General features: G+C 53.4%; 16 protein-coding genes. 1 reads left to right on the top strand and 15 read right to left on the bottom strand.

What is annotated here, in order from left to right; all coding sequences use genetic code 11:
- Nucleotides 1–213 precede the first annotated feature (213 nt).
- The 7 genes from MKX42_RS11050 to MKX42_RS11020 all read right to left on the bottom strand — a co-directional run bounded on the left by MKX42_RS11050 (nt 214) and on the right by MKX42_RS11020 (nt 8,607).
- Complete coding sequence (locus MKX42_RS11050) at nt 214–1,398, bottom strand: NAD(P)-dependent malic enzyme (RefSeq protein ID WP_340752537.1); 1,185 nt, start codon at nt 1,396–1,398, stop codon at nt 214–216.
- Between the two features lie 270 nt (nt 1,399–1,668).
- Nucleotides 1,669–3,027, bottom strand: a complete 1,359-nt coding sequence (locus tag MKX42_RS11045) for a 2-hydroxycarboxylate transporter family protein (protein ID WP_340752536.1) — start codon at nt 3,025–3,027, stop codon at nt 1,669–1,671.
- A gap of 481 nt (nt 3,028–3,508) precedes the next feature.
- Nucleotides 3,509–4,216 carry a response regulator gene (locus tag MKX42_RS11040; protein WP_340752535.1) on the bottom strand — a complete coding sequence of 236 codons (708 nt, stop codon included), beginning with the start codon at nt 4,214–4,216 and terminating at the stop codon, nt 3,509–3,511.
- A gap of 76 nt (nt 4,217–4,292) precedes the next feature.
- Complete coding sequence (gene dcuS / locus MKX42_RS11035; protein ID WP_340752534.1) at nt 4,293–5,903, bottom strand: DcuS/MalK family sensor histidine kinase; 1,611 nt, start codon at nt 5,901–5,903, stop codon at nt 4,293–4,295.
- 82 nt (nt 5,904–5,985) lie between these two features.
- On the bottom strand, nt 5,986–7,578 hold the full coding sequence (locus tag MKX42_RS11030) for a diguanylate cyclase (RefSeq protein WP_340752533.1): 1,593 nt from the start codon (nt 7,576–7,578) through the stop codon (nt 5,986–5,988).
- A gap of 179 nt (nt 7,579–7,757) precedes the next feature.
- Nucleotides 7,758–8,315 carry a 5' nucleotidase, NT5C type gene (locus MKX42_RS11025; RefSeq protein ID WP_036699594.1) on the bottom strand — a complete coding sequence of 186 codons (558 nt, stop codon included), beginning with the start codon at nt 8,313–8,315 and terminating at the stop codon, nt 7,758–7,760.
- 145 nt (nt 8,316–8,460) lie between these two features.
- Nucleotides 8,461–8,607 (bottom strand): lmo0937 family membrane protein, encoded by a 147-nt coding sequence (locus MKX42_RS11020; RefSeq protein ID WP_209871657.1) that lies wholly within the window; start codon nt 8,605–8,607, stop codon nt 8,461–8,463.
- 200 nt (nt 8,608–8,807) lie between these two features.
- Here MKX42_RS11020 and MKX42_RS11015 point away from each other — a divergent pair, with 200 nt between their 5' ends.
- Nucleotides 8,808–9,830 (top strand): alpha/beta fold hydrolase, encoded by a 1,023-nt coding sequence (locus MKX42_RS11015; RefSeq protein WP_340752531.1) that lies wholly within the window; start codon nt 8,808–8,810, stop codon nt 9,828–9,830.
- 8 nt (nt 9,831–9,838) lie between these two features.
- Here MKX42_RS11015 and MKX42_RS11010 read toward each other — a convergent pair whose 3' ends face one another.
- The 8 genes from MKX42_RS11010 to MKX42_RS10975 form a co-directional block, all read right to left on the bottom strand.
- On the bottom strand, nt 9,839–10,492 hold the full coding sequence (locus tag MKX42_RS11010; protein WP_340757665.1) for a class I SAM-dependent methyltransferase: 654 nt from the start codon (nt 10,490–10,492) through the stop codon (nt 9,839–9,841).
- A 214-nt stretch (nt 10,493–10,706) separates the two neighbouring features.
- Nucleotides 10,707–13,514, bottom strand: coding sequence for an alpha-mannosidase (locus MKX42_RS11005; protein WP_340752530.1), 2,808 nt, complete (start codon nt 13,512–13,514; stop codon nt 10,707–10,709).
- 15 nt (nt 13,515–13,529) lie between these two features.
- The gene (locus MKX42_RS11000; protein WP_076084152.1) at nt 13,530–14,351 is read right to left on the bottom strand and encodes a carbohydrate ABC transporter permease; all 822 of its coding nucleotides are present in this window, start codon (nt 14,349–14,351) and stop codon (nt 13,530–13,532) included.
- Nucleotides 14,352–14,372: 21 nt separating this feature from the next.
- The gene (locus MKX42_RS10995; protein ID WP_076084149.1) at nt 14,373–15,239 is read right to left on the bottom strand and encodes a carbohydrate ABC transporter permease; all 867 of its coding nucleotides are present in this window, start codon (nt 15,237–15,239) and stop codon (nt 14,373–14,375) included.
- Nucleotides 15,240–15,306: 67 nt separating this feature from the next.
- Complete coding sequence (locus tag MKX42_RS10990; RefSeq protein WP_340752529.1) at nt 15,307–16,689, bottom strand: extracellular solute-binding protein; 1,383 nt, start codon at nt 16,687–16,689, stop codon at nt 15,307–15,309.
- 98 nt (nt 16,690–16,787) lie between these two features.
- Nucleotides 16,788–18,074 (bottom strand): glycoside hydrolase family 125 protein, encoded by a 1,287-nt coding sequence (locus MKX42_RS10985; RefSeq protein WP_340757664.1) that lies wholly within the window; start codon nt 18,072–18,074, stop codon nt 16,788–16,790.
- A gap of 307 nt (nt 18,075–18,381) precedes the next feature.
- Nucleotides 18,382–19,530 (bottom strand): GntR family transcriptional regulator, encoded by a 1,149-nt coding sequence (locus MKX42_RS10980; RefSeq protein WP_340752528.1) that lies wholly within the window; start codon nt 19,528–19,530, stop codon nt 18,382–18,384.
- Nucleotides 19,531–19,641: 111 nt separating this feature from the next.
- Nucleotides 19,642–20,922: an MFS transporter gene (locus tag MKX42_RS10975; protein ID WP_340752527.1), complete on the bottom strand. Its 1,281-nt coding sequence runs from the start codon at nt 20,920–20,922 to the stop codon at nt 19,642–19,644.
- Nucleotides 20,923–20,945: the final 23 nt, after the last annotated feature.

Here is a 20,945-nt window from a genome sequence, read left to right as displayed (position 1 = left end):
TTCCCTCCAGGTTCATATTTATGTACAGCCGGAACTCCCGTATCCGGCCCAGAATCTCCCGTTCATTACCCCAAATTCCGCAATCATAACCAGCGCCAAGCGTCTCTCTCCCCTACAGCAGCACACTTCCTGAGCAACACCTCCAGCTTGCAAAGAAAAAGGCAAGCTCATCTGACGAGCTTGCCTTTTGGTGTATCTTCATTAATATGCGTATCAGTTAATGCCGACCAGCAGGTTCTTGCGGGCTACGCCGCTCTTAGCTGCCGCTTCGGCTACAGCCATGCGGATTCTCTCTACTACCCGCGGATCGAAGGCGTCCGGGATAATATATTTCTCATGCAGCTCAGACGGGTCAATCACTGAGGAGATCGCCTCTGCAGCCGCCAGCTTCATGTCTTCATTGATATCCGTAGCTTCACAATCCAGCGCGCCTCTGAATATCCCAGGGAAGCACAGTACATTGTTAATCTGGTTCGGATAGTCGGAACGGCCGGTCGCCATGACTCTTACATGCGGCGCAGCAATCGCGGGATCAATCTCCGGCATCGGGTTCGCCATGGCGAACACAATCGGATCGGTGGCCATGTTCAGCACATCTTCCAGCTTCAACACATCCGGTGCAGAGACTCCGATGAAGACATCCGCGCCTTTGATCACATCGGACAGACTTCCGGTTTCAAGATAAGGGTTCGTAATCTGGGCGTAATCGCTCCAATGGCTGCGCTCATAATCCGCCAGCCGGTTAATCGCGCCCTCCCGGTCCACGCCGATGAGGTTGACCGCTCCGGCATGCAGCAGCATTTTGGAGACGGAGATGCCTGCCGCGCCGATGCCGTTCACCACGATTTTGACATCCTTGATATTCTTGCCGCATACCTTAAGCGCGTTCAGTAGTCCCGCAGTAACCACAATCGCCGTCCCATGCTGATCATCATGGAAGACCGGAATGTCCAGCTCGGCTCTCAGTCTGGCTTCAATCTCGAAGCAGCGCGGAGAGGAAATGTCCTCCAGGTTAATGCCGCCGAACGTTGGGGCAAGTGCTTTTACAATCGCAATAATCTCTTCGGTATTCTTGGTGTCCAGGCAAATCGGCACGGCGTCGACATCTGCGAACTGCTTGAACAGCGCTGCCTTACCTTCCATGACCGGCATGGCCGCCTTCGGCCCGATATCGCCAAGCCCCAGTACAGCCGTACCATCGGATATAACAGCGACGGTATTCTTCTTCGTGGTTAGCTCATAAGCCTGGGACTGATCGTCGGCAATCGCCTGACAGACCTTCGCCACACCCGGCGTGTAGACTTTGGACAGGTCGTCTTTGCATAGAATCGGATGCTTCAGGGTAGTTTCAAGCTTACCGCCTTTATGCAGCAGCATAATTTCTTCTAATAGTTCCATATTAACTCCTCCATTCAACTGGTTAACCGTTTGCTTGCATCTATTCTCAGATCTTTCTATATATATCGGATCCTCCTGCACCGGGAACCTTACCAGACCCGTATGCAGGCCCGTCAACTCTGCATTTCATATACTCCCTTAGTCATTCTCCGCGATAATTATCGGATTGGCAAGATAAAAGCTGACACCTGAAAATTGTCCACGATTTAGACACGATTGGATACGATTTCATGTGATTCAGGCTTCTCTTCTGCGGATTGAGCACTCTGATTAACCGCCCCATACAGAGATGAGCAGCGTGGCCACAACTACTGTAATCGCACCGCCGATACGGGTGGAGATCTGTGCGAACGGCATCAGCTCCATGCGTCCCGAGGCAGACAGAATGGCTACATCGCCTGTTCCGCCAAGGCCGCCGCGGCAGCCGGTAACAATGGCCGCTTCGACCGGATACATATTGACCCATTTGCCGGTAAAATAGCCGGTGATCGTCATCGCCACGATAACGGTAGCGCAGACAATAATATAAGGAAGCGAGATCAGGGCCGCGACATCCTTCAGCGGAATGTACAGCATCCCGAGGCCGACCATGAGCGGCCAGGTTAAAGTACCAGAGACCAGCTTGTAGAGCTGATAAGCGCCCTGCTCGATTTTGGACGGGAGCAGCTTGGAAATCTTGAGTAGTGCCGCTGCGAAGATCATCAGGATCGGACCCGGAATGCCGACGAACGGCGACAGCAGATGTCCGGTGATGAACAACCCGCAGGCGAACAGCAGGCCCGCGCCCATCAGCAGGAAGTCCGGCTTCGCGCTGTCATACGTGCTGCCCGCCAGCTTCTGGCCGTCCTTCGATTTCACCAGGACACCGTTCCCGGTGATGGACGGATTTTTGTCAGCCATCCGCTTGAGCAGGCCCGCTCCGATAATCGCAAACACGTTGCCGATCACCGCTGCCGGAATCATCTGGGCCACATAGGAGCCGGATTCCCCGCCAAGGATCTGCGAGAACGCGATGGACAGCGGGAGAATCCCTTCACCAACACCGCCGCCGATAATAGGCACGATAATATAGAACAGCGTCCGGTGTGCGCTATAGCCTAGCAGTACACCTACGCCCAGACCCGCAGCCACTGCGGCGAGAGTTCCGGCCATCATCGGGATGAAGATGCGGATGAAGCCGTTAATCAGCGTGGTCCGGTTCATCCCGGTAATACTTCCGGCTACCAGAATCGAGATGTACAGGTAGAGGAAGTTCGATGTCTTCATCAGCGTGTTGACCGATTCGAGCACCGAAGGATCAAGCACATTCCAGAAGACCAGGAACGATGGGATCATTAGGGAGAGGATCGCGGGACCGCCGATATTTTTCAGAATCGGAAGCTTGAAACCCAGATCACTGAGCAGCACCCCCAGGACAATAATTACTGCAAAGCCGCCGATCATGTCGTTTGGCAGTTCACCAAGCACAGAAGCCGCAAAAATAATGAGTGCAAATACCACATACAATGGGAGCGGAATAACGCCTACCTTTAAGTGCAGAAGCTTCTGGACAAAACCCTGTTCTCCTTGCTTCAGTACAACAGGCTGCTGTTCCGGTACCGAAAGTGGGGGTTGAATTGCTTTTTGCATGTTAACCTTACCTCCTTAACTCTTTTACAAATTCATCATAGCTGCTTTGAAAGCGCTTTTGTTTTTATGAAAGTAATAAAGGGGTTTTGTAAATTATTAAAGTAAGCGCTATCAGAAAGAGGCTGGGGACAGGGGATTGGTAGAGCACTCTACTTGATCGAATTTGATTATAGGTGCTGGAAAGGGCGTAGGTCGAGTCGGGTAGGTCAGAAAAATACAGGTAGTATCAGAGGGAGGCAGGTAACATTAGTTAGTATTAGGGAGCTTCAGACGGAGCCAGGTTACTTCAGGTGCACTAGTGCTCTTCATTTGCGCTTAACGCCGACCTTTGGCTAATTCAGGTGCATTTGTGCTCCTCATTTGCGCCTATCGCCGACTTTCGGCGGGGCTTAAAAGCTCCCAGCCTACTTCCGCTGTCTGTGCAACTCAAAAAGCTCCGCCGCAGGTACGCGGCAGGAGCTCCAAAGTTAGTTAGTTGTACTCAAATATACTTAGTAATCAAACTCTTACCATTCGGAGCGAGCCGGTATTTCTGCACCGGACGGCCGATGCTGCCGTAGACGAGGTCCATCTCCAGCACGCCCATCTCGGTCAGGCCGATCAGGTATTTGCCGGCGGAGACGCGGGAGATGCCGGATACCGCCGAGATATCCTCGGCGGAGAACAGTTCGCTGCCGCAGGCCTCTACGGCACGCCAGATGGTCTGGAGTGTCTGACGGGTGAAGCCCTTCGCCAGCTCCTGCGAGGTCGTCCGTTCCTGCTTGAACCGGGACAGCCTGTCCAACTCCGACTGGTTCAACCGCTCCTGGCTGCGGAACAGCTTGTTCTGCTCCCGGTATCCGTTCAGCGCGGCCCGGAGCCTTGCGAACTCGAACGGCTTGATCAAGTAGTCCACCGCCCCGTTCTGCAGCGCTTCCTGGATACTCTCCTTATCGCTCGCCGCCGAGATCACGATGACATCGATCTTCACGCCTCTTCTGCGGATCTCGGACAGCAGCTCCAGCCCGTTGCTCTCCTTCATGTAGATATCCAGCAGGATCAGATCATAGGCCTGCTTCTCCAGCATACCCAGCACTTCTTCCGCCGAGCTGGCCCAGCCATCAGCACGGAAGCCCTCCACCTGCTGCAGATAAAACTTGTTCATCTCCGACACCATGGGATCATCTTCAACAATAAGTACTTTGATCATAATGGTTATCACCACTCTTCATGGGCTTTCCACCCTTTTCATTAATTATCTTTACTCGTCATCATTCACATATGCTTCATGCGTTAGCATCATTCCTCGCTCTATAAGGAATCTGCACCGTGAATTCGGTGCCTTCCCCTTCCCGGCTGTCATACGTAATCGTTCCGCCCAGCTTGACTATACTTCGCCGCACCAGATACAGCCCTACGCCCCGGTCGCCGCCTTTGGTCGAATAGCCCTGTTCAAACAGGTGGACTCCATCCTCCGCCGATATGCCCGTCCCGTTATCACTAACCTGGAGAGTAAGCTGGTGGTCCTTATGCCGGAATCCAATCTCGATCTGCTTATTGTCCGCGCCTTGGAGTGCCTCCAGCGCATTGTCCAGCAGGTTGCCCGTAATCGTCACCAGCTCCCGCGCCACCTGGTGATCCGCTGCTTCAGGCAGCATACCATCATCCCGGATTACCAGCCGCACATCGGCCTCCCTGATTCTGCTGAGCTTGCCGAGCAGGAAGCCGACCATCACCGGGTCTTTGACCTGCCGGACCACCGAGTCCGCCTCTGTCTGGATATTTTGCACAATATCCGTGAGATATTCCTCCAGCCGGTCGTATCTGCGCATAGTATTCAGCCCCATGATGACATGGAGTTTGTTCATGAACTCATGGGTCTGGGCACGCAGCGCTTCGGCGTACAGGGAGATACCGGAAAGCCGCTCCATCAGAATACTGATCTCGGTCTTGTCCCGGAACGTGGCAATCGCCCCTTCGATGATTCCGTTCACCCGGACCGGAACCACATTCACCAGCAGCGTGATGCCGCTCTGGTCCACTTCCTTATCCTGCAAGGCTTCTCCGGTCTGCAGCACCTTCTCCATCCGCAGCAGCGGCCAGAACTGCCCGGCCTGCTTGCCTACCGGTTCCTGGTTCAAGCCTACACTGCCCATCAGCCTCCGGGCCTCAGCGTTCACCAGGGTAATCCGCGATTCCTTATCGACGGCCAGAATCCCCTCCTTGGTCGATTGCAGCATGGCACTGCGCTCCTCCAGCAATTTGGCGATTTCTCCCGGCTCCATGCCGAACATCATCCGCTTGATTTTGCGGGCGAGCAGGATGGCACCGAATATCCCCATCAGTCCGCCGACCAGGATGCCCGAGTAGATAATCCAGCGGTTCTGCTGTACGGCGGAACGGACGCTGCCCAGCGATATGCCTACAGCTACTGCTCCAACCTGCTTGCCGTCAGCGGCAAAGACCGGTGAGAACGCTCTCACAGAATAACCGAGCGAGCCCTCAGCGACGGATATAGTCTCCTTGCCGTGCAACGCATCCGTCTCATCCCCGCCCATAAAGTGCTTGCCGATCAGCTTAGGATCGGGATGGGAACGGCGAATGCCGCCCATATCCATCACCACCACGAATTGAACGTCATTGATGGCGCTAATATCGGTTGCATAACGCTGGATGCTGCCGGAATCGGACTCTGCAAGCAGCCCGTCGACCACCCCCGGCGTGCGGGAGACCGTGCGGGCAATCGTGATGGCCTTGTTCTCCAGAGAAGCCCGGGCCTCTTCGGAGAATCTGATGCCGAACATCATATACACAATCAGCAGCACGAGCACAACGATCAGGCAGATCATCAGGGTGATGGTGGTCTGAAGGCGTAATCTTTTTGTACCAATTCTCACAATACTCCACCTTCAGGAAATTTTTCTCGATTATAACGCAAAAGCACTCAAAGCGCGATTATCACAATTTAAAGTAATTCGGCTAAGACTCCGTAATCACCGACTGGTTGCGCCCTCTGCTTTTCGCCAGATACAAGGCCTGATCCGCCTTCACAAGCAGTCCCGTAAGGTCGGCGGCATGCGATGGATAGTGGGCAATTCCCTGTGAAATCGTAAGCTGCTCCGCAATTGGCGCCTGGCTCCGCTCGACAGCAAGACGGATTCGCTCCGCAGCGCTAAAGGCCTCCGCAGGCGTAGTCCGGGCCAGCAGAATAACGAATTCCTCCCCGCCATAGCGGTAACAGGCATCATCCGGGCGAAGCGAGGTTACAATGACCCGGACGACATGCTTCAGAACTTCATCGCCCAGATTATGGCCGTACGTGTCATTGACCAGCTTGAACTTATCAATATCCAGCAGCACCAGTGAAAAGGGGACACCTGAGCTCATCCGCTGGCTGATCGTATTCTCCAGAGACCTGCGGTTCATCAGACCGGTCAGCACATCCGTCTCGGCTTCATAGGTCAACTGCTCGGTCTGCTGCTGGATATTGGCCAGGGCAAGCGATACGCCGTCTGTCAGTAAATACGCCTCCCGGCTCCAATAGCGCTTCGCTTCCTGCAATTCTATCTGCTCCTTGCCCATCTTGCTCACCACATCAGCCAGATAGACGAAGGGGCGCGCGAACTTGCGTGCCAGCAGAATAACCCCCAGCAGCAGGACGATGAACGGCAAGGAGGAATAGCCGATCAGGATACGAACATGCCCCATCAGCTCCTTATGAATCTGGCTAATCGGGGAGACGACCACAATGCCCCAGCCATTGGCAGGCACACTGGAATAACCGGCCAGCATCTCGATGCCCCGGATGCTCGTGACAGGCTGTTCCCCGCTTCTCTTATTCATCAGCTGCTGCACAACCTCATTACTGCTGACATCTGTGCCGATCCGCGCTTTATCCGGGTGATACACCAGATGCCCTTCTGAATCCACAATATAATAATAAGCCCCCGAATCATCCTCCTGCCCATTGTCAAAAATCTCAGACAGCACATTATTCTCCTGAAGATAGATAGTGCCGCTAAGAATTCCAGCATAGGTACCCGCAGCATCGAAGATGGGCTGGCTCAAAAATACGATTAACCGCTTGGTATTGGCCGTCAAATAAGGGGAAGAAATATAAGGCTTGCGGAGTGCTAATGCTTCCTTGCTATTCGTTGAGCTGACGTGCTTGCCTGCGGTCCCTAAGCTGGCAGGTGAGACATTGCGGATGAGTCCGCTGGCGTCAACCATGGTGATGGAATTGAAAAAATTGCTGCTGCTGCGCATCAGATCCAGGGAATCATTCACTTCCTGCGGCGGCATAGCGTCTATGTCAGACAGCCTGATAGCGTTGTATTCCAAAGTCCCGTGCATAGACTGAAATAAGGAATCCATCGTTTTGGACATCCGGTCAGCATTAAGGTAATTCAGATGAAGCGTGGTCTCCATTAAGGACCGCTTCTTGGACTCATACGAACCGAGCAGAAGAATACTCGAAGTTAGCAGAACCACCAGCGTTACCAGAACTGTGAGCAGCGTGGTCAGACTCAGCTTTTGACTTTGACGAAGCGTGCGCTTCAACCTAATATACAAACCCGCAATCCTCCTTGGAGCAAAAAACGCAATGATATATTCATCATACCGCAAATTCTGATAATGTTCGACAGCGGATTTATGGCAGGACAGGCGGCAGACAGGCCTCCCGGACATAGCACAATAAGCCCGCAGCAGCGAGGCTTATCTTCAGGCAGTTATTCAAGTTCAGGTTCATCCTACGCCTGCAAAATCTCATCCACCCGTTCCTTGGCACCCTCCCAGGAGGTCATCAGCGGAAAAGAGTATTGCTCCCGTACCCTCAGGTTCCACGGATGCGGAATACAGAGCACCTTCTTCCCTGCCTGAACGGCGGGCAGCAGGTTATGCGGGCCGTCATCAATCAGCAGATCGTAGCCGATCAGATGCTTCCGCTTGCAGGTGAAGAAATTGTCGGCCGGGATATACGGCATATGCTTTTGCAGCCAGTTCCATTTCTCCAGCACCGTCTTCGGGACAGCGGCCGTTACAATAATAACGTCATAGGCGTTGTGCAGCTTCTCCATCTCTTCCACCACATATTCGTCGAACAGCTCAAGCTCCTCGTAGAGGCCCGGTCTGCCGAAGAACAGATCCATGGTGCTGTCCGGATGACGCAGATGGTCCGTGTTCCAATCCATCATATCTTCGTAGCGAAGCGGATGTGTAGGAAACTCAATGTTATTGTGGTATATCGCACGCTTCACGAGATGGCAGATGGTATCATCCATATCGACGGCGATGATCGGTTTGCGCATTGAATCTCCTCCGTGTATATTTTCATTCATTTTCATTAATTATAGGCAACCGGGCAATGGGTGTCCAGACGGCACATAAAAAAAGCACATGCCTCCTTCACAGGGACACATGCTTCACTGCCTATTCCTATCCGCTCATTTCCCTTTATCTCCGCGACCGCCCCTTGAACAGGTTGATCACGAACAGGACCGCTGCGACAAACAGCAGCAGATGAATCATATTGCCCATGAAATTAAAGATGAGGCCTAACAGCCATACCACCACTACCAGTCCGATTAATCCCCACAGCATAAGCTTACCGCCTTTCTCTTCCGGTTTTATTTGTTTGTACTTTACCCTTATGGAGGGGGATTTAAACGGCTAGTCCGGCAGATCCGGCTGTGGAGACGGTTTTTTTTCATTTTTTAGGACATTGCTTCATTGCGGGACAGGCTGTTATACTATTTTTAAATAATACAATTGTATTGTAAAAAGGAGACGAACCTATCGCCATGACCAACTCTTCAAGTCATCCGAAACCTGCTGCGCCGAAACTGCGAAGCAGGCTGCTTAAGCTACTGCTTATTCTTGTATCTGCCATCCTATTTCTCATAGGATCTGGGTTCCTATATGAAGCCATTGCCGCAAGCTCCGCCCGTAAAAGCTATCCTGCACCGGGCCGACTAGTGGATGCCGGCGGCTATAACCTGCACATTCGCCTGTTAGGAGCAGGAGCCCCGACTATTATTCTGGAGGCAGGCAGCGGCGAAACCAGCCTGTCGTGGAGAGAAATTCCTGAACTGTTAGCTGAACACGCAACCGTTGTCACTTACGATAGGGCCGGGTATGCCTGGAGCGAGCAGGCGGATACGGAACGCTCAGGCGCCAATATCGTGCGTGAGCTGCATACGGCACTGAAGAATGCAGAGATTCCCGGCCCTTACTTGATGGTCGGCCACTCTCTCGGCGGCATGTATGCCCGGCTGTTCACTCAGACCTACCCGGACGAAGTAACCGGACTGGTGCTGATTGATGCCAGACCCGAGAATGACGACCGCGAGACGAAGCCGGTTCAGGCCGCCGAGAATATTGCCGGCAACCCCAGCGCTTCCCTGCTGAGCCTGCTCAAGCGATCCGGTGTGCTGCGGCTATTCCAGGATCAGCTACTTGCGGGACTGGTTGCTTCACAGGACCGCGGGGCGTTCATTAACGTTATATCCACGCCAAGTTATTTTGCCGCCAAGGAGCAGGAAGCAGCGCTCGCCAGCTCTACCGAGGATGCCATCCGCGGACAGAGCTTCGGCTCCCTCCCGGTCAAGGTGATCGCTCGTGGCCTACCTCAGGACTATGCATCCTTCGGAGTCTCCGAAGATGCAGGCCGGCGGCTGGAAGCGATCTGGCAGGAGGGCCAGCGCAATATGCTGAGCCTCTCCTCCCATAGCGAGCTAATAATCGCGGAGAAGAGCGGCCATATGGTCATTCATGACCAGCCGGAGCTGGTGGTGCAGACGATTCTGGGGATGCTGGCAGACTAGCAGCGGGGTTAAGGATACAGCGGCTTGATTACATTCCAGTTAGCGTGCATGTGCAAGGTTACCGGGGTGCAGCCCTTGGGCATCAGAATGCCAAGTCCGTAGCTATGCTCGAATTGTACTGCGTAGTACTGCATCTGCAGACTTTCCCAGTAGCGGTATACGCCGAAGTCTTCTTGCATAGCTGCAATATCATGGAACAAAATAACGCCGCATTCCGCCAGCTTCGGCAGCCAGGACTCATAATCATGCTTGACCGCCTCATAGGTGTGAAGACCGTCAATATGCAGCAAGTCGATGCTTCGGTCTGCAAATTGAAGCAATGCCTCGTCGAAGGTCATGCGCAGCAGATGAGAGATCCCGGGGTAATAGGTGCCCGATGAGGATAACACGGACTGGTAACAGGATTCATCGTACAGTCCCGAATGCTGGTCGCCTAACCACGTATCGACTGCGTAACATTCCGTTGCAAGCCCATGATCCTTGACTGCCTGACAGAAGGCGAAGTGAGAAGCGCCGTAATACGTCCCCAATTCTACGATCTTGCCAGACTTCATATGTCGGACCAAGTCGTAGCCGAATCTGCGATGCCCTTCCCAAGCGGTATTCAGATGCGTCCCCCGCTCATCCGTCTCAAACACAGGTCTGCTGCTGTTCCATACCATCATCTACGCTCCCCCTGTCCCCATTGATATACGTTATTGTATTCGCAGCGGGTGGGATTGGACTGGATATCTGTATCCGCCAAATCCGCTAAATCTTCAGAGTGTCCGCTTAAGAGCATCAAAAAAAAGCGGGACAAACCCAAGGCTCATTCCTGAATGAGCTTGCAGGTTGCACCGCTTATCTTCGGTTTCTATGCAATTTATGCTGTATAGCCTATTTCTCCAACTGGTACACCTGCGTGACGATCTTGAAGCCGTCCACGGTCTGCTCCGCTGCTGCCAGCTTCGAGACCCGGCGCTCCAGCACATCACTCTCGTAGACCGCCCCGGCCTTGAAGGAAGGGGTAACTTTAAGCTCGGCTGCTTCTGCGCCCAGATTGTACCAGCGGGCCACGAGATCGCCCGTCTCCTCGGATAGCTTCAGGGTGGAGAAGGCCAACGGGGAAGCTTCGGCATTCCAGCTTAGCCACTGCCCGGATACCGGCAGAGCCATTCCGCCTGCATGCGGACGTCCATTGACGGCCGGTACGCGTGCAGCCGGGCCTTGGGTCTGAAGGACCGTCCATGGAATCTGGTATTGGTAAGCCTGGGCATAAGCACCGGATACAGCGCCGTCACCAGTGTAAGGGATGATTGCATATTCTACGTTCTGCTCGCCCAGGCACTGGGCCTCCGGCGTCTCGAACACGCCCCAGTCTCCCAGCTCAGAGGAGGAACGCAGCAGGGTCACGGCAATCGTGTTCTTCCCGTCCAGCAGAACCTCGTATTCATTCAGGCCTTTGTTCGCCACGGCAAGTCCATGGACTCCGTCTGCAACACTGACGAATACCTGCTGATGCTGGGCGTTGCTCGGATTGATCCATTCTGCCGCTGGCCGGTTATTACGTCTGGCCACCTCGAAGACGGAGTCCGCATAGTGGTGATCCGCTTCGAGTCCTGAAGGGAACAAGGCTCTAAGCCGCTGGTCCTTGGCCTGATTGTTGAAGCTGGTGCTTACCTGCAGCATTCCGCTTCCGGCTTCCAGCGTGTAATGGGTTGTCAGTACAAGCGAAACCATCTGCTCCGAACGCCCGGCATTGCGCTCCGTGAACGGTACCATCTGCTGCTTCTCGGTAAGGAAAGTCTCGTCTGCACTGGCCGGAACCTCCCAGCGCAGCACCGTCTGCATCACCACACGCGACGGGGACTGCTCCTCGATTGAAATCTCAGCCGTCAAGCCTTCGGTGGTCAGCACCTCGCTGCCTTCCGGCTGGCGGTACACATACTCATTGCCGATGTCCCCGGTATTCTCATATGCATTCAATCCGGCATACACCGCACCTGATTGCTTGTCTGTAACAGTCACAGTACCGTTATCTGCAACCGCAACGATCAGCTTGGCATTCTCCATGGTGTGACCCTGGACATACACACTATCCAACTCGGCTGCTTCCGCTCCGGCGGCAGCGGCCGCGGGAACCAATGCATACGTACGGTACCCAAGCGCTGCCACATCCGCTGCCGGGAAGCTCACCCGGACCTTACGCGCCATATAAGGCTGGCGGAAGCGGTCCTTGGGCAGCTCGTAGCCGAAGTGGACTCCGAGATCCTCAAGCCGGCCCGGATAGACTTTGCCCTCTTCGTCCATAATCTGCCATTCACCAAGCGGCTCCTGTGCAAGCTCTCTGGCCAGAGTCTGCGGATTGGGCCCCTCAGGGAAATATTTCTTGACTGTAATCAGCTCCACCGTAACCGTTCCGGTTCTAGACCAGCCGCTGGTATTAAATACGGTGAACGGAACCGCTTCCGCTCCCCAGGCCGTGACTCCGGCCACATCAATGGCTTCAGTTAATGCAGCCGCGCTCTGGGTGGCAATCGCCTCAGCCATCTGGCTGCTCTTGGCGAACCGGGTCACCATCTCGCGGTGCACCTCATCCACGCTGCACCCGCAGATGCTGTCATGCGGATGATTCTGCATGAGCGTCTTCCATGCATAGGTCAGCAGCGCATGCGGATAGGCCTGTACCCCGGCCAGCGCAGCGAACGCCGCCAATGGCTCAGCCACCTTTTCCAGCAAAGTCTGACCGGATTGGTTCAATTGCTTCAGATACACCCGCGAGGACGCCGTGTTGACCAGTGTTCCCCATCCATCCGTATGCTGGCTGCGCAGCTCCCCTTCCACCGTCACCAGATTGCCGGGAAGATTGTCTTCCAGCGCCTTCAGATACTTGTCGAAATTGGAATGCACGAACTCCACATCAGGATACAGGCCTGAAGCTGTGCGGATCGCCTCGGACAGATCGGTCTGAATTGGCTGGTGATCGCAGCCGTTCATGAACAGCAGATGCGGCGTAGAAGCGAACTTCTCGGCGTCTGCGAGATTCTTGTCCCAATAAGCCTTGGCGGCCACCGGATCGGCCGGAACCTCCATCCCGTTGCAGTACCAGTTGGCGAACAGCACGCCCAGCACCTCCGAGCTGTCCGGCGAACGCCAGATCATCTCGGAATAAGGAGACTCGTAGGTATCGTTCTCGCTGACTTCATTGTTGAATCCTGTCGGCTTCACGCCGCGTCCGAAGATGGCATTCGTAATTCCGGCCTGCCGGAGAATCTGCGGTGCCTGGCCCATGTTGCCGAAGGAGTCAGGGAAATAGCCGGTTTTGGAGATGATCCCGAAGGGTCTGGCGTCCATATGCCCGATCAGCAGATTGCGCAGATTCGCCTCCCCGCTGGTCAGGAACTCGTCCTGGAGCACGTACCACGGACCGAAATGAATGCGTCCTTCACGGATATAGCGGTCCAGCCGTTCTCTCTGCTCCGGACGGACCTGCAGATAATCCTCGCGGATAATCGTCTGTCCGTCCAGGTGGAAATAACGGTACTCCGGGTCTTGATCCAGCGTATCCAGCAGCTTATCCATCAGTTCAATCAACAACAGATGGTGATGTTCATAAGGCATATACCATTCGCGGTCCCAGTGGGTGTGCGAGATGATATGCGCTGTTTTTTTATTAGCGATGTTGTTATCTAGGTTGTTAGCCATATCGGTAACCCTCCATTATCCTTTGGTTGCTCCGCCCATGCTGAACCCCTTGGACATATACCGCTGGGAGAACATATACAGCACTACGGAAGGCATCGTGTAGAGCAGTGAGAAGGCAGCGAGTCTGCCGTATTCGACCATGCCGTGGCTGCCGAAGAATTGATAGATGGTAACGGATGCCGGCAGCTTCTCCGGCGTCTGGAGCAGAATATACGGTACGAAGAAGTTCCCCCAGCTGCCCGAGAAGGTAAAGATCGCTATCGTCGCGATACCCGGAAGCATAAGCGGGGCCACGATTCTTCGGAGTCCGCCCCAGACAGAGGCGCCGTCAATCCAGGCCGCTTCCTCCAGGTCGATCGGCACGGAGTCCATGAAGCTCTTCATCATCCAGATGCCATACGGAAGGGAAGATGAAGTGAGGAAGAGCATGGTAGCGAAGATTGAATTCTGTAATTTGAAGAACAGGAACATTTGAAATACCGGAACCATGACAGCCGTAATCGGCAGCGCCGTCATGAACAGGATGCTGAGCAGAAAGCTTTTTTTGAAACGCATCTCATAACGGGATAAGGGATAGGCAGCCAGTACGGATGCAAGGACGACCAGTGTCGCCTGACCTCCGGAGAGAATGACACCCACGCCGAACGAGCGCAGATTGCCGCTGTCTCCGAGCACTGCCGAGAAGTTATCCAGCGTGAAATTGGGGAACCTTATACCCTGCTGGGCATTTGTATCAAACGAAGCGAGCAGAATCCAGAATAACGGCAGTAGGAAGCAGAGTCCCAGAACCACCAGAATGCCGTATTGTATATTACGTTGAAGCCTATGCTTGACCACAGTGATGCACCTCCTTCAGGGTTAGACCTTGACTTTCATTGATTTCATGTAGAACAAGCTTGCAACAATACCGATCACCAGCAGCACGAGTGAAATTGCGGTACCGTATCCGAATTGATAATTGACGAAGGCCTGATTGTACATAAATACCGGCAAGGTCTGAGTGGCCGTACCCGGGCCCCCTCCGGTCATGGTATAGATCAGTGTGAATACGCCCAGCGTCTGTAGCGTTACGAGCATCATGTTGGTGACAATCGAACCTTTAACCATTGGGATGGTGATGTAGCTTAGAATTTTGAAGTTGCTTGCCCCGTCGATAGTGGCGGCTTCCTCGATATCCTTAGGAATCTCATCCAGTGCCGATTGATAGACCATCATCGAAAAAGCGGTCCCGTGCCAGATGTTCGCAATGATTACACTCACCATCGGGAAGCTGAACAGCCAGGAGACCGGGCTAATGCCAAACCAGCCGATGATCTGATTGAGGGACCCGTTATCACTGAAGAACGCAACCATACAGAAGGCGACTACGATCTCCGGTGTAACCCAGCCCGCAATGACAATAATGCCGATGATCCGGCGGAAGGTTACATTCTTCTCCTTCATTAACAAGGCTAAAATGAAGCCGAGCACGACCTGGCCGATTACCGCTGAGAAAATCAGGAAGACCAAGGTTCTTAAGACGCTGATCCGGAAATCCGGGTCCTGGAACATGTTGGTGAAATTCTGGAACCCGATGAATTGCAGGTTACGGGCGGCACTCCCCGTCAAGGCCATATTGGTAAAGGCAAAGCAAATCGTTAGAATAATCGGTACGATAAAGAATATCAGCAGCAGCAAGACAGAAGGCGACAGAAATAAAAATGCGCCCCGCGACTTTCTTTTCATAGGTCACTCCCCCTCCAAATCCGAAAGAGGAGAATCGCTTCTCCTCTTATCCGAATTCTCAAATCCTCTATTTAACTTCTACTTTATCTTCGCCAAGCGAGCGGGCTACGTTATCCTTCAACTGCTTCACGCCATCTTCCGGTGTAAGCTTGCCGGATGCAATGCTCTCTACAATGCTCTGAAGCTGTGCGGATACGGTAGCATACTGATCATTGGCCGGACGGAATTTAGCCACTTCCAGCAAAGCCTGAGCTTCGGCGGTAAACGTACGGTCAGTATAGCCTGCTACATCCACGGAATCGTTACGCGGGCTCAGGTTGCCCTCTGCTACTACACGTCCTGTAGCATTCTCCTGATTCATCAGGAATTCAAGGAATTTCCATGCCGCTTCTTTGTTCTGCGATTGTGCCGGAATCGACCAGGCCCAGCCGCCGGACATGGTGATGGCTCCAGGGGCTTGACCCGTCTGTGTCGGGAATGGAGCGAAGCCCATCTTCTCTGCTACATTCGCAATTGGAGCCGCGCCGTTCTCGAACCAGGTCGATCCTGCCCAGCTTCCATCCACCGCCATAGCAAGCTTGCCTTGCGGGAAGAGCTGCTGGAAGGCAATGCTGCCGGCTTGTCCGTTAAGTGCAACCTGCATCGTTGGTCCTGTTTTATCCACATTGAATACCTGATTAATGAATTTGAAGGAGTCGAGCAGACCTGCACTGCTTACGACCCATTTCTTCGTTTGGTCATTATAGAGCGTGTCGCTCGTTCCATACAGCAGCATTTCCAGGGTCTGCATGGTTACGCCTTCTCCGCTGGACTTGCCCACGATCATATTCAGCGGGGTTACACCCGGCAGCTTATCCTTGATGGTACGTGCGGCCTGAAGCACTTCTTCCCAGTTCGCAGGCTTGAAAGGCACCGGCAATCCCGCTTGCGCCAGCAGCTCTTTGTTATACCAGATTCCCCGGGTATCGGAGGTGGCCGGAACGCCGTAGACTTTGCCGTCTTCACCGGTTACCCCTTCTTTGAGGTTCTCAATGAACTTGTCCTTCCAGTCACTCCAGCCTGCAACCTGTGTATCGAGCGGCTCCAGATAGCCGGCTGCCGCATCCGACTTGATGATCGAGGTATCTTCAGCCACAATGTCCGGCGCTGTGTCAGGAGACTTCATCTGCAGTACGATCTTGGAGGTATAGTCCCCTTCACTGGCCAGTACCGGAGCGATATTAATCTTAATATCCGGGTTCGCGGTTTCGAATTTCTCAATCAGCCCGGATTTGAAATATTTGGCCAATGTATCTTCTGAGCCTGACGAACGGAAGGTAATGGTGACTTCTTCCTTGCCTCCGGCATTTCCCGAACCCGCATTGGAATTGCCGCTTGAACAGGCCGTTGTCAACAGAAGAAGGGAAGCCATGGCCGCTGTCATCGTTACTTTTAATTTATTTGTTTTCATTTGTCCTTGCCCCTTTGTTTGTGGTTTCATAACGCTTTCATAAAAGCTTCAGAAAGAACGGCTAAGCCGTTTCTTCCGCAGATCAAACCATACCAGAGCTACTTCAATACCCGAAAACCGCAATAATCCATAATCAGTTCACTGAACAGCATATTCGACCAGGAGAACCATGGACGGGTGAACTGTGAGGCATCCTCCACGGAGAAGCCTTCATGGGTCAGGCCGGTTCCGCCATCCGTGTCCTGAATGAGCTGAAGCAGGCGGGCTTTCTCGCTGCGTTCTGGGGAAGTCAGGCCCTGCATCGACAATGCGATGTGCCAGATATAACCCTCCGGGGTATGCGGGCTTCCGATGCCTTCCGCCGCGCGCCCTTTATAGTAATAAGGGTTATCCTCACTCAGAATGAACTTCCGGGTATTCCGGTACACCTCGTCGCTCTCGTCGGTGTAGCCCAGATACGGCAGGGACAGCAGGCTTGGAACATTGGCATCATCCATCAGATTGTAGTGGCCCAGCCCATCCGTCTCATAAGCATAGATTCTCCCATATACGGGATGATTATAGATGCCATGCTCTTGTATTCCCTGATTGATCTCATCGCCAAGCTTCTTCGCGGATGCTGCAAGCTCCTGATCCCCGTAGATCTCACGGGCAATCTCTTCCAGATAACGCAGGACAACGACAGCGAACATATTGGACGGAATCAGATACCCGTATTCACAGTTATCGTCACTTGGACGGAAGCCCGACCAGGTCATCCCGGTATATGCGGTCTCACTGCCTTTGCCTTCTCTGGCCAGTGTGTCCGTAAGCGGGGCATCCAGACGCTGGAAGGTGTACGGGGACTTGGTCTCATGATGCTGCTCCACTCTCCACAGCTTCAGGATCTCAAGGGCAGCCCGGCGGAAGGTCTCATCGAACTGCGTGACACAGCCGCTATTCTTCCATAGCAGATAACTGAGCTGAATCGGATAAGCCAGCGAATCAATCTCATATTTGCGTTCCCAGATCCATGGGCTCATCTCGGTCAGATCGGATTGATGTCCGTGGCCGTTCGCCGTTTCATTGAAAGCATTGGCGTACGGATCAAGCAGGATATAATTCATCTGCCGCTTCACCAGCCCCGCGATCATCGCTTCCATCCCCGGGTCCTCGGCGGCAAGCAGCAGATACGGGCGAACCTGCGCTGCGGAATCACGCAGCCACATAGCTGGTATATCACCTGTTATAACAAAAGTGGTCCCGTCCGCTTTTGGCGAAATCGTGGTACCAATGGTATTGATGATGCAGTCCTCGAACATCTTCGCCAGCTTGGAAGAGTCTGGAAGCTCTCTCTGTACCTTCTCGATCAAATCATAGACGGACTTTGGAATTACATTCTGCAGTTTCAAGGTTGTATGTTGCACCTCCAAATAGTATATATCAATATTTCAAACGCTTTCATCATAGTAAACAAATACTATAAATATGTCAATATATTATTGGTATATTTATAGACTATCATGATCTAATGGTATAAATAGTATGTACAGAAATGTTATTTCTATGTATGGGGAATTTACTTTGATGGGGGTGGAATGAAGAACCTACATACCGAAACGACAAAAAAGCCCTCGCAAACGAAGGCTTTAATCTCACTCCAGCCATTGGCATTCTGCCATTTCAGGCACTCCGGTCCTCACACCAACCAACTCACTCCTGCTGGGCCTGTGCGGTTGAGCGGCCAGGAATGAATTGAGCCGGCAGCAGAATCCGGGTGATAGGCTGTTCCTGCCCCTGCATCGTAAGTACATTCTCGAAGGCTTGCTTCCCGATGCTGAACTGATTCTGACGCATATGCGTCATTCGGCAGCCCTCATGCGGATCGGGACTGTCGAAGCAAATGACGGACAAGTCTTCGGGAATGCGCAGTCCCAGTTGGCCTGCCGCCTCCTCCACCAGCAAAGCGATGTCATACTCCGCAGCAAACAATGCCGTAATCTGCGGATATTTCTGCAGATGCTCCACCAGCCTGTCCACATCTGCGATCCGGGCCTGCGGGTCGAAGACATTGGGCATGGTGGACGTAATCGTCTCCATCCATAGCTCTCGGTTCAACAGCAGATTATGCTCCACATGAGCTTCAATAATGCCGTCGATCCGTTCCTCAATGGCTGTGGTATTCGCCGGCGGCGGAGCCAGGAATCCGATATGCCGGTGTCCCAGCCCGAACAGATAACGCGTTGCCTCCTTGGCGGCCTGCACATTATCCGTACTGACGGACGAAGCGGGGATCCCCTTCAGGTAACGGTCAATCATGACGAACGGGAATTTCTGAATGACCAGCTTCAGAATCTCAGCGCTGAAGTATTCGCCTTGTGCCGGAAAAATAATCAGCCCATCCACACCAATCCCCAGAAGCTGCTGAATCGCCTTCTCTTCCAGTTCTGGAATCCCGAACGACCGCCGCACCACCAGGAAGGCGTCATGGTCCCGCGAAGCCTCTTCCATCCCGTAGATCAGCTCGGTACCGTACATATCACTGAAGTGTGTAATGACCAGTCCAATAATCTGTTTCTTGCCGGGGGTCCCGGGCGGCTGCTGGAAATCAAACGGTTTCATGAATAACGAATTCGCATCAGCGACGAAGGAGCCCCTGCCCGGCTGGCGGATAATCAGTTGTTCATCGGCCAGCAGCTTGAGGGCTTTCTTGGCTGTAATCCGGCTCACCCCGAATTCACTGCACAGCTCTTTCTCGGAGGGAACCCGGTCCCCGGCTTTATATTCATGTTGTGTGATCCGTTCGCGCAGCGTTCTAAAAATCATTTCATACATCGGGATCGAGCCCGAGTCATTGGCCATATTCAAGCACCTCCATTACCACTTTCTCTCAAAGACACATCCTAATATACCATGTTATATTAGGAATGTGAAGAATGCGTTATGCTTGCATATGGCTCGTATGATCTTAAGTTACCGTGCGCGCTGGCGCAATGGATTTGCTTTCTTCCGCTTATACTGGCTCCGCTCCGGCTGCCCTTCTCCTTCCGAATCCTCCTTACTGGGAGTCACCGCGAAGAAGGACAGCAGGCCGCCAACCGCACCGACACCTGCCATGGTGCCGAACAAGGTCCAGTGTCCCCGATTCACTAAGAGTGACACCACCGGCGGTCCCAGCGCGACCCCGATGAATCTCATGCTGCTGTACAGGGAAGTAATCGTGCCCCGATTCTCCTTCTCGATTCCTTCTGTAATCAGCGCATCCATGCAGGGCAGAACCACCCCGATCCCGATTCCGCTTACACTCAGGAAGCCTACCATGAAATAGATGTTCTCGTTGAAACCTGTCACTAGCGTGGAGGCTGTCAGTAAGGCCATGCCGCCGAAGCCGAGCCATTTCATGAGCAGCTTGTTTTTCCCGATGATCTTGCCGCTTCCGTAAGATGCCAGACACAGCAGGGCAAGCGGAACGGCCAGCACGAAGCCTTTGTAGGCACCATGCAGGTTATATTTCGACTCCAGGATCTCCGATAAATAGAACAATACCCCGAAGGTTGCAAACATACAGATGCCGCCAATCGCAAAAATGGCATACAGCCAGCGCCCCCGCTCATGCAGAATCTCTCTGATCCCGGTCAGGAATTGCTTAAGGCTTGTCTTGACCGCCTGCTCCCCGGTCTTCGGCTGCTTGACCAGGAAGATCACCAGCAGGAATGAAATTAGACACAGGACCGGAATCGCAATGAAGGGTGCATACCACAGCAGGGTCCCCAGATAAGCTCCCAGAATAGGGCTCAGCACCTTACCGAAGGTGTTGGAGGTCTCAATCAGACCGAGCCCCTTACTGACCTCCTTCTCATCCTTGAACAGATCGCCTACGAACGGAAGCACGATGGGAAAAGCGCCTGCGGCTCCAATCCCCTGAACCAAGCGTCCGGCCAGTATGATCCAATACGCAGTGATTCCCTTGAAGAACCAGGCTGCGGCTACACATCCTGCTCCGCCCAGGGCAGCCAGCAGCAGACTGGGCAGAATCACGATTTTCCGCCCGAAACGGTCCGATAAATACCCGGCAATGGGAATCATCAGAATGGCGATCAGGCCATAGACCGTGATGATCATACTGACTTGAAAAGCACTGATCCGCAGCTCCTTGGAAATCTGCGGCAGAATCGGCAGCAGCATGGAGTTGCCCAGTGTCATAATCAGCGGGATGGAAGACAGTGCAATTAATGCCCCTTTTGACCCTTTCATTGACGAACCACCTTCAATTAGTT

Source organism: Paenibacillus sp. FSL R7-0204 (assembly GCF_038002225.1).
GTDB lineage: Bacteria > Bacillota > Bacilli > Paenibacillales > Paenibacillaceae > Paenibacillus_AQ.
Note: the sequence above shows the minus strand (reverse complement) of the source record. Positions and strands in the feature narration are given on the sequence as shown.